General features: G+C 72.5%; 9 protein-coding genes. All 9 read left to right on the forward strand.

Annotated features, from left to right (window positions below; all coding sequences use genetic code 11):
* Positions 1-59 precede the first annotated feature (59 nt).
* The 9 genes from AB0A94_RS38170 (at position 60) to hpnH (ending at position 9,579) form a co-directional block, all read left to right on the forward strand.
* Positions 60-836 carry an ABC transporter ATP-binding protein gene (locus tag AB0A94_RS38170; RefSeq protein WP_361751575.1) on the forward strand — a complete coding sequence of 259 codons (777 nt, stop codon included), beginning with the start codon at positions 60-62 and terminating at the stop codon, positions 834-836.
* Between the two features lie 358 nt (positions 837-1,194).
* Positions 1,195-2,106, forward strand: coding sequence for a squalene synthase HpnC (gene hpnC / locus AB0A94_RS38175; protein ID WP_361751577.1), 912 nt, complete (start codon positions 1,195-1,197; stop codon positions 2,104-2,106).
* Positions 2,103-3,053, forward strand: a complete 951-nt coding sequence (gene hpnD / locus AB0A94_RS38180) for a presqualene diphosphate synthase HpnD (RefSeq protein WP_361751579.1) — start codon at positions 2,103-2,105, stop codon at positions 3,051-3,053. The genes hpnC and hpnD overlap by 4 nt, the downstream gene beginning before the upstream one ends.
* Entirely contained in the window at positions 3,053-3,178 is a 126-nt protein-coding gene (locus tag AB0A94_RS38185; protein ID WP_361751581.1) for a DUF6380 family protein, read from the forward strand. Before hpnD ends, AB0A94_RS38185 begins: the two co-directional genes overlap by 1 nt.
* Entirely contained in the window at positions 3,175-4,602 is a 1,428-nt protein-coding gene (gene hpnE / locus AB0A94_RS38190; RefSeq protein WP_361751583.1) for a hydroxysqualene dehydroxylase HpnE, read from the forward strand. Before AB0A94_RS38185 ends, hpnE begins: the two co-directional genes overlap by 4 nt.
* Before the next feature lie 71 nt (positions 4,603-4,673).
* Positions 4,674-5,738, forward strand: coding sequence for a polyprenyl synthetase family protein (locus tag AB0A94_RS38195; protein ID WP_361751591.1), 1,065 nt, complete (start codon positions 4,674-4,676; stop codon positions 5,736-5,738).
* A 117-nt stretch (positions 5,739-5,855) separates the two neighbouring features.
* Positions 5,856-7,895, forward strand: coding sequence for a squalene--hopene cyclase (gene shc / locus AB0A94_RS38200; RefSeq protein WP_361751585.1), 2,040 nt, complete (start codon positions 5,856-5,858; stop codon positions 7,893-7,895).
* Positions 7,895-8,551 (forward strand): 1-hydroxy-2-methyl-2-butenyl 4-diphosphate reductase, encoded by a 657-nt coding sequence (locus AB0A94_RS38205; RefSeq protein WP_361751587.1) that lies wholly within the window; start codon positions 7,895-7,897, stop codon positions 8,549-8,551. Before shc ends, AB0A94_RS38205 begins: the two co-directional genes overlap by 1 nt.
* A 5-nt stretch (positions 8,552-8,556) precedes the next feature.
* Positions 8,557-9,579, forward strand: coding sequence for an adenosyl-hopene transferase HpnH (gene hpnH, locus AB0A94_RS38210; RefSeq protein WP_361751589.1), 1,023 nt, complete (start codon positions 8,557-8,559; stop codon positions 9,577-9,579).
* Positions 9,580-9,693: the final 114 nt, after the last annotated feature.

The following is a 9,693-nucleotide window of genomic DNA, read 5'->3' on the forward strand; positions in this document are numbered from 1 at the left end:
GCTGCTGGCCGGCGTGATCGGGTTCGTCTACTTCTGGAAGGCTGAGGAGAGGTACGGCCGTGGCTGACACCACCGACGAGAAGATCCCCACGGTCATCGCCGACGACCTGCACATCGTCTACCGCGTCAACGGCGCGAGGACCGGCAAGGGCAGCGCCACGGCGGCGCTCAGCCGCATCGTCAAGCGGGGCGAGGAGCGGGGCGTGCGCAAGGTGCACGCGGTGCGCGGGGTGTCCTTCGTCGCCTACCGGGGCGAGGCCATCGGCCTGATCGGCTCCAACGGCTCGGGCAAGTCGACCCTGCTGCGGGCCATCGCCGGACTGCTGCCCGCAGAGCGGGGCAAGGTCTACACCGACGGCCAGCCCTCCCTGCTCGGCGTCAACGCCGCCCTGATGAACGACCTGACGGGCGAACGGAACGTCATATTGGGCGGGCTCGCCATGGGCATGTCCCGCGAGCAGATCAAGGCCCGGTACCAGGAGATCGTCGACTTCTCCGGCATCAACGAGAAGGGTGACTTCATCACCCTGCCGATGCGCACCTACTCCTCCGGCATGGCGGCCCGGCTGCGCTTCTCCATCGCCGCCGCCAAGGACCACGACGTCCTGATGATCGACGAGGCCCTGGCCACCGGCGACCGCAAGTTCCAGAAGCGCTCCGAGGCCCGGATCCGGGAGCTGCGCAAGCAGGCCGGCACGGTGTTCCTGGTCAGCCACAACAACAAGTCGATCCGCGACACCTGCGACCGCGTGCTCTGGCTGGAGCGCGGTGAGCTGCGCATGGACGGGCCCACCGACGAGGTGCTCCGGGAGTACGAGAAGTTCACGGGCAAGTAGTCCGGTGCCACGAGGGCCTCGCCGGAACTGTCCGGCGGGGCCCGGCGTCTGCGAAGGAGACGTCAACTCCGTCCGTCCGGCGAAATCTTGACGCCGATCGGTGTGTTGTCGTGTGGTGCGCAGCCCCCGCCGTCACGCGCCGCGTTGTACAACGTAAGCTGTACCGGTCCCGAAAGACGGCAATCAGGGCCATAATGCCCGACATCATCCAGCGATGCCGCCCGGCGAAAGCCTGGGCGGCGTGTCCGAAATAGTGCGCATTGGGTCAACAGTGTAGAACGGGAGATGTGACGGCGATGGCTATGGAGACTCCCCTGCTGAGCGCAGTGTGTGCCGTCCCCGCCCATGGCAGTCCGCGATGAGGCCCGTGGCCGCGGCGCGCGCCGCCGACCCCGGGCGCGCCACCCTCGACAAGGCCGCCGCCGAGAACTTCCCCGTGGCCCCCTTCTTCCTGCCCCGGCCCTGGCGCGACGACCTCATGGCGGTGTACGGGTTCGCCCGTCTGGTCGACGACATCGGCGACGGTGACCTGGCCCCCGGCGGCGCCGACGCCCGCCTCCTCGGAGTGCCCGAGGAGGCCGCCGAGGACCGGCCGGCACTGCTGGACGCCTTCGAGGCGGACCTGCGCCGGGTGTTCGACCCGGCGGGCCCCGAGCCGGGCCATCCGCTGCTGCGCCGGCTCCGGCCGACGGTCCGCCGCCACGCGCTGACCCCCGAGCCCTTTCTCGGCCTGATCGCCGCCAACCGCCAGGACCAGCTCGTCAAGCGGTACGAGACTTACGACGACCTGCTCGCCTACTGCGAACTGTCGGCCAACCCCGTCGGCCGCCTCGTCCTCGCCGTCACCGGCACCTCGACGCCCGAGCGCGTCCGCCGCTCCGACGCGGTCTGCACCGCCCTCCAGATCGTCGAGCACCTCCAGGACGTCGCCGAGGACCTCGGCCGCGACCGCGTCTACCTGCCCGCCGCGGACATGAAGCGCTTCCACGTCCAGGAGGCGGACCTCGCCGCGCCCACCGCGGGCGCGTCGGTGCGCGCACTGGTCGCGTACCAGGCGCAACGCGCCCGGGAGCTGCTGAATGAGGGCACCCCCCTCGTGGGTAGCGTCCACGGCAGGCTCAGACTGCTGCTCGCGGGGTTCGTGGCGGGAGGAAGGGCGGCCCTCCACGCGATCGCCGCCGCCGAATACGACGTACTTCCCGGCCCGCCCAAGCCCGGCAAGGTCCAGTTGCTGCGCGAGGCGGGCGCGACTCTGCGAGGAAAGGGGTGATCCGGACCGTGGAGCCGCAACCGCCCGCGTCCGCACCGGTACTCGCCGCCTACAGCTACTGCGAGGCCGTCACCGGACAGCAGGCACGCAACTTCGCCTACGGCATCCGGCTGCTGCCGGCGCCCAAGCGGCGCGCGATGTCGGCGCTGTACGCGTTCTCCCGGCGTGTCGACGACATCGGCGACGGCCCGCTGGCGAACGACGTCAAGGTGACCCGGCTGGAGGACACCCGGGCGCTGCTCACCCGGATCCGCGACGGCGCGGTCGACGAGGACGACACCGACCCGGTCGCGGTCGCCCTCGCCCACGCCGCCGCGCACTTCCCGATCCCGCTCGGCGGCCTGGACGAACTCATCGACGGCGTCCAGATGGACGTACGCGGCGAGACCTACGAGACCTGGGACGACCTCAAGGTCTACTGCCGCTGTGTCGCGGGCGCCATCGGGCGGCTCTCGCTCGGGGTGTTCGGTACGGAAAGGGGGGCGCGCGGCGCCGAACGCGCACCCGAGTACGCCGACACGCTCGGCCTGGCCCTCCAGCTCACCAACATCCTCCGCGACGTCCGCGAGGACGCCGAGGGCGGGCGCACCTACCTGCCCGCCGACGACCTCGCCAAGTTCGGCTGCTCGGCCGGATTCGACGGGCCGACATCACCGGAGGGCTCCGATTTCGCGGGCCTGGTGCACTTCGAGGTGCGCAGGGCCCGCGCCCTCTTCGCCGAGGGCTACCGGCTGCTCCCCCTGCTCGACCGGCGCAGCGGCGCCTGCGTCGCCGCCATGGCCGGCATCTACCGCCGGCTCCTGGACCGCATCGAGCGCGACCCCGGGGCGGTGCTGCGCGGCCGGGTCTCCCTGCCCGGACGCGAGAAGGCGTACGTCGCGGTACGCGGCCTGTCCGGCCTGGACACCCGGCACGTGACCCGGCGCACCGTCAGGAGGCGCGCCTGATGGACGCCTCGCACCCCGGCGGAAAGCGGCGGGCAACCCTCCGCCGCGACGCCGCGTCCCAGACTGAGACGGCCGGCTCCGCACCGTTCGAGCAGCGCACCGGCCGGACAGGGGAGGGCGCATGAGCCACGGCACACGCTCCGCGGGGCCGCGCACGGACGATCCCGGTCCGGCAGGACGGCGCGCCGTGGTCGTCGGCGGCGGGCTCGCCGGCGTCACCGCCGCGCTCGCCCTCGCCGACGCCGGGGTGGGCGTCACCCTGCTCGAAGGCCGGCCGCGCCTGGGCGGGCTCGCCTTCTCCTTCCGGCGCGGCGACCTGACCGTCGACAACGGCCAGCACGTGTACCTGCGCTGCTGCACCGCCTACCGCTGGTTCCTCGACCGGATCGGCGGAGCGGCGCTGGCACCGCTGCAGGACCGTCTCGACGTGCCCGTGCTCGACGTCACGCGCCCCGAGGGGCGGCGGCTCGGCAGGCTGCGGCGCGACGCGCTGCCCGTGCCCCTGCACCTGGGGCGCAGCCTCGCCACCTATCCGCACCTGTCGCTGGCCGACCGGGCCAGGGTCGGCCGGGCCGCGCTCGCGCTGAAGGGACTCGACCTCGCCGATCCGGCCCTGGACACCCAGGACTTCGGCAGTTGGCTGGCCGCGCACGGCCAGTCGGCGCGCGCCGTCGAGGCCCTGTGGGACCTGGTCGGGGTCGCCACCCTCAACGCGGTCGCGGGCGACACGTCCCTGTCGCTCGCCGCGATGGTGTTCAAGACCGGTCTGCTGTCCGACCCTTCGGCGGCCGACATCGGCTGGGCCCGGGTGCCGCTGGGTGAACTGCACGACCGGCTCGCCCGCGAGGCGCTCGACTCCGCGGGCGTGCGTACCGAGGTCCGTACACGGGTCACCTCCGTCTCCGCGGACGGGAACGGAGGATGGAGCGTCCGGGTTCCCGGCGAGACGGTCCACGCCGACGCGGTCGTCCTCGCCGTACCCCAGCGCGAGGCGTACGGCCTGCTGCCCGCGGGCGCGCTCGACGCCCCCGAACGGCTGCTCGCCCTCGGCACCGCCCCGATCCTCAACGTGCACGTCGTCTACGACCGCACGGTGCTCGGGCGCCCCTTCTTCGCCGCCCTCGGCACCCCCGTGCAGTGGGTCTTCGACCGCACCGACGCGTCCGGACTGAAGCGCGGCCAGTACCTGGCACTCTCCCAGTCCGTCGCCCAGGACGACATCGACGAGCCGGTCACCGCGCTGCGCGAGCGGTACCTGCCCGAACTGGAACGACTGCTTCCGCGCACCCGCGGTGCCCGGGTCGAGGACTTCTTCGTCACCCGGGAGCGCACCGCCACCTTCGCACCCGCCCCCGGCGTCGGACGTCTCAGGCCCGGCGCCCGCACCAAGGCCCCCGGCCTGTACCTGGCCGGAGCGTGGACCGCCACCGGGTGGCCCGCGACCATGGAGAGTGCGGTCCGCAGCGGCGTCGGCGCGGCGGACGCCGCGCTGAGCGCCCTCGGCCGGCCCCGCCCCCGCCACCTCTTCGCGATCGAGGAGGCGGCCTGATGCTGCAGCAGAGCGGCGCGGCAGGTTCCCGCACCCCCGGTACCGCAACAAGAGGAGAGACTGTGCCCACTGTGCCCCCGGCCTCGCAGGCCGCTCGAAGGACCGCGGTGGACGTGTCCGCGCTCCTGGAGCGCGGCCGGACCCTGGCCACGCCGGTACTGCGGGCGGCCGTCGACCGCCTGGCACCTCCCATGGACACGGTCGCCGCCTACCACTTCGGCTGGATCGACGCCCACGGCCGGCCCGCGGACGGCGACGGCGGCAAGGCCGTGCGCCCCGCCCTCGCCGTGCTGTCCGCCGAGGTCACCGGGGCCGCCCCCGAGACCGGCGTCCCCGGCGCGGTCGCCGTCGAACTGGTCCACAACTTCTCCCTCCTGCACGACGACCTGATGGACGGCGACGAACAGCGCCGGCACCGCGACACCGTCTGGAAGGTGCACGGCCCCGCCCAGGCCATCCTGGTCGGCGACGCCCTGTTCGCCCTGGCCAACGAGGTGCTGCTGGAGCTCGGCACGGTGGAGGCGGGCCGCGCCACCCGCCGGCTGACCGCGGCGAGCCGTGCGCTCATCGACGGCCAGGCGCAGGACATCTCCTACGAGCACCGCGACCGCGTCAGCGTCGAGGAGTGCCTGGAGATGGAGGGCAACAAGACCGGCGCCCTGCTCGCCTGCGCCAGCTCCATCGGCGCGGTGCTCGGCGGCGCGGACGACCGCACCGCCGACGCGCTGGAGACGTACGGCTACCACCTCGGCCTGGCCTTCCAGGCCGTCGACGACCTCCTCGGCATCTGGGGCGACCCGGAGGCCACCGGCAAGCAGACCTGGAGCGACCTGCGCCAGCGCAAGAAGTCCCTCCCGGTCGTGGCCGCGCTCGCGGCGGGCGGCCCCGCCTCCGAGCGGCTCGGTGAGATCCTCGCCGCCGACGCCAAGAGCAGCGACTTCGCGAACTTCTCCGAGGAGGAGTTCGCGGCCCGTGCCGCCCTCATCGAGGAGGCCGGCGGCCGCGACTGGACCGCCGGAGAGGCACGCCGTCAGCACACCGTTGCCATCGAGGCCCTCGACGCCGTGGACATGCCCGCCCCGGTGCGGGAGCGGTTCACGGCGCTCGCGGACTTCGTCGTCGTACGAAAGAGATGATCACTATCGGTCGAATAGCCCTCGCGTAGTCGCCGGCCGGTGTTGCGGGGAGAACGGCACCGGCCGACGGCGGACCCACAGCAGACACCACTCGCAGGACTGCACGAAGGGGAAGCCATGACAGCGACGACCGACGGAAGCACCGGGGCGGCGTGGCCGTCCCGAGTGACCGCGGCCAGCGAAAACGACACCGACATCCCCGAGGCGGCCGGGGTTCCCGACATCGCCGCCCGCGCCGTGCGGCGGGCCACCGACTTCCTGCTGTCCCGGCAGGACGACCAGGGCTGGTGGAAGGGCGACCTCGAGACCAACGTCACGATGGACGCCGAGGACCTGCTGCTGCGTCAGTTCCTCGGCATCCGCGACGAGGACACCACCCGCGCCGCCGCCCTGTTCGTCCGCGGCGAGCAGCGCGAGGACGGCACCTGGGCCACCTTCCACGGCGGCCCCGGCGACCTCTCCGCCACCATCGAGGCATACGTCGCCCTGCGGCTGGCCGGCGATCCGCCCGACGCCCCGCACATGGCGAAGGCCTCCGCCTGGATCCGCGAACGGGGCGGCATCGCCGCCTCCCGCGTCTTCACCCGGATCTGGCTGGCCCTGTTCGGCTGGTGGAAGTGGGAGGACCTGCCCGAACTCCCGCCCGAGCTGATCTGGTTCCCGTCCTGGGTGCCGCTCAACATCTACGACTTCGGCTGCTGGGCCCGGCAGACCATCGTGCCGCTGACCATCGTCTCCGCCGAGCGGCCGGTGCGCCCCGCCCCGTTCCCGCTGGACGAGCTGCACACCGACCCGCACCGCCCCAACCCTCCCCGGCCGCTCGCACCGCCGAACAGCTGGGACGGCGCCTTCCAGCGGCTGGACAGGGCCCTGCACACGCTGCGCAGAGCCGTCCCGCGCCGGCTGCGCAGGGCGGCCATGAACACCGCCGCCCGCTGGATCATCGAACGGCAGGAGAACGACGGCTGCTGGGGCGGCATCCAGCCCCCGGCGGTGTACTCGATCATCGCGCTGCACCTGCTCGGCTACGACCTGAACCACCCGGTGATGCGCGCGGGTCTGAAGTCGCTGGACCGGTTCGCCGTGTGGCGCGAGGACGGGGCCCGGATGATCGAGGCCTGCCAGTCCCCGGTGTGGGACACCTGCCTCGCCGTCATCGCGCTGGCCGACGCGGGCCTGCCCGCCGACCACCCGCAGCTGGTCAAGGCCGCCGACTGGATGCTCGGCGAGCAGATCGTGCGGCCCGGCGACTGGTCCGTGCGCCGGCCCCATCTGCCGCCCGGGGGCTGGGCGTTCGAGTTCCACAACGACAACTACCCGGACATCGACGACACCGCCGAGGTGGTCCTCGCGCTGCGGCGGGTCAAGCACCACGACCCCGAGCGGCTGGACAACGCCGTCGGGCGCGGGGTCCGCTGGAACCTCGGCATGCAGTCGAGGAACGGCGCCTGGGGCGCCTTCGACGTCGACAACACCAGCCCGTTCCCCAACCGGCTGCCGTTCTGCGACTTCGGCGAGGTCATCGACCCGCCGTCGGCCGACGTCACCGCGCACGTCGTGGAGATGCTCGCCGTCGAAGGGCTCGCCCACGATCCGCGCACCCGGCGCGGCATCCAGTGGCTGCTCGCCGAACAGGAGCCCGACGGCTCCTGGTTCGGACGCTGGGGCGTCAACTACCTCTACGGCACCGGCTCCGTCGTCCCCGCGTTGGCCGCCGCCGGCATCCCCGGCTCGCACCCCGCGATCCGGCGGGCCGTGGCCTGGCTGGAGAAGGTGCAGAACGACGACGGCGGCTGGGGCGAGGACCTGCGTTCCTACCGCCACGTCCGGGAGTGGAGCGGGCGCGGCGCCTCGACCGCCTCGCAGACGGCGTGGGCGCTGATGGCGCTGCTGGCGGCGGGGGAGCGGGATTCCCGGGCCGTCGAACGCGGCGTCCGGTGGTTGGCGGCCACCCAGCACGAGGACGGCTCCTGGGACGAGCCGTACTTCACCGGCACCGGGTTTCCCTGGGACTTCTCCATCAACTACCACCTCTACCGGCAGGTCTTCCCGCTCACGGCGCTCGGCCGGTACGTGCACGGGGAGCCGTTCAGCAAGAAACCCGTCGTGGCGAAGAGCGGGCCCGGGCAGCCGCTCGCCGAGGCGAAGGGAAGCTGATGGCACCCCGGCCCGCCCCGGCCCCGCTGCTGATCGCCTGCGCGCTCGGCATCGAGCGGTTCGCCCTGCGCGGGCGGGAGCGCGCCGGGCGGGGCGACGGGGACACGGGCATACCGGTCACCGTCCTGCGTACGGGCATGGGACCGGCGGCGGCCGAGCGGTCCGTCACCCGGATGCTCGCCGGCCCGGAGCTGAACCGGGCGGCCGTCCTCGCCACGGGCTTCTGCGCCGGGCTCGCCCCCGGGATGCACCCCGGCGACCTGGTCGTCGCCGGGGAGACCCGGGACCCGCGCGGCAGCGTCCCGTGCGTGGGGACCGAACTGCTGGTGAAGGAGCTGGGGCGCGCGGTGCCCGGGCGCACCGTCCACACCGGTCCGCTCACCGGCTCCGACCATGTCGTCCGCGGTCACGAACGGGCCGATCTGCTCGCGACCGGCGCGATCGCGGCCGACATGGAATCCGCCGCCACGCTTCTGAGCGCCGTCCGCATGGGCGAGCGCCCGGTTGCGGCCGTCCGGGTGATCGTGGACGCTCCTGAACACGAGCTCGTCCGGATCGGCACGGTGCGCGGTGGAATATCGGCTTTCCGCGTGCTCCGGTCCGTACTCCCGGCTTTCCACGAATGGCACCGTTCCCTGCCGCTCCCCAGGAGGTGAGCCAGATGGCCATGCCGCTGCGTCAGTCCATCAAGGTCGCTACATACTTGGCCGAACAGAAGCTCCGCGGGCGGGACAAGTTCCCGCTGATCGTCGAACTGGAACCGCTCTTCGCCTGCAATCTCAAGTGCGAGGGGTGCGGCAAGATCCAGCACCCGGCCGGGGTGCTCAAGCAGCGGATGCCCGTCGCCCAGGCCGTCGGCGCGGTACTGGAGTCCGGGGCGCCCATGGTGTCGATCGCCGGCGGCGAACCCCTGATGCACCCGCAGATCGACGAGATCGTGCGCCAGCTGGTGGCCAGGCGCAAGTACGTCTTCCTGTGCACCAACGCCATGCTGCTGCGCAAGAAGATGGACAAGTTCACCCCCTCGCCCTACTTCGCGTTCGCCGTGCACATCGACGGGCTGCGCGAGCGCCACGACGAGTCGGTGGCGAAGGAGGGCGTGTTCGACGAGGCCGTGGCGGCCATCAAGGAGGCCAAGCGGCGCGGCTTCCGGGTCACCACCAACTCGACCTTCTTCAACACCGACACCCCGCAGACCATCGTCGAGGTGCTCGACTACCTCAACGACGACCTCGAGGTCGACGAGATGATGATCTCGCCCGCCTACGCCTACGAGAAGGCCCCCGACCAGGAACACTTCCTGGGCGTGGAGCAGACCCGGGAGCTGTTCAGGAAGGCCTTCGCGGGCGGCAACCGGCGCCGCTGGCGGCTGAACCACTCCCCGCTGTTCCTGGACTTCCTCGAGGGCAAGGTCGACTTCCCGTGCACCGCGTGGGCGATCCCGAACTACTCCCTCTTCGGCTGGCAGCGCCCCTGCTACCTGATGAGCGACGGCTATGTGCCGACGTACCGGGAGCTCATCGAGGACACCGACTGGGACCGGTACGGCCGCGGCAAGGACCCGCGCTGCGCCAACTGCATGGCGCACTGCGGCTACGAGCCCACCGCCGTCCTCGCCACCATGGGGTCCCTGAAGGAGTCGCTGCGCGCCATGCGCGAGACGGTCTCCGGGAACCGGGGGTGAGGCCATGACCGCTGTCCCGCTCGGCATGCCGTCCGTTCCGACCAGGCTCGCCGAGCGCCGGAAGAGCCGGCAGATCCAGGTCGGGTCCGTGGCGGTGGGCGGGGACGCCCCGGT

The organism is Streptomyces sp. NPDC044984 (assembly GCF_040646935.1).
Taxonomy (GTDB): domain Bacteria; phylum Actinomycetota; class Actinomycetes; order Streptomycetales; family Streptomycetaceae; genus Streptomyces.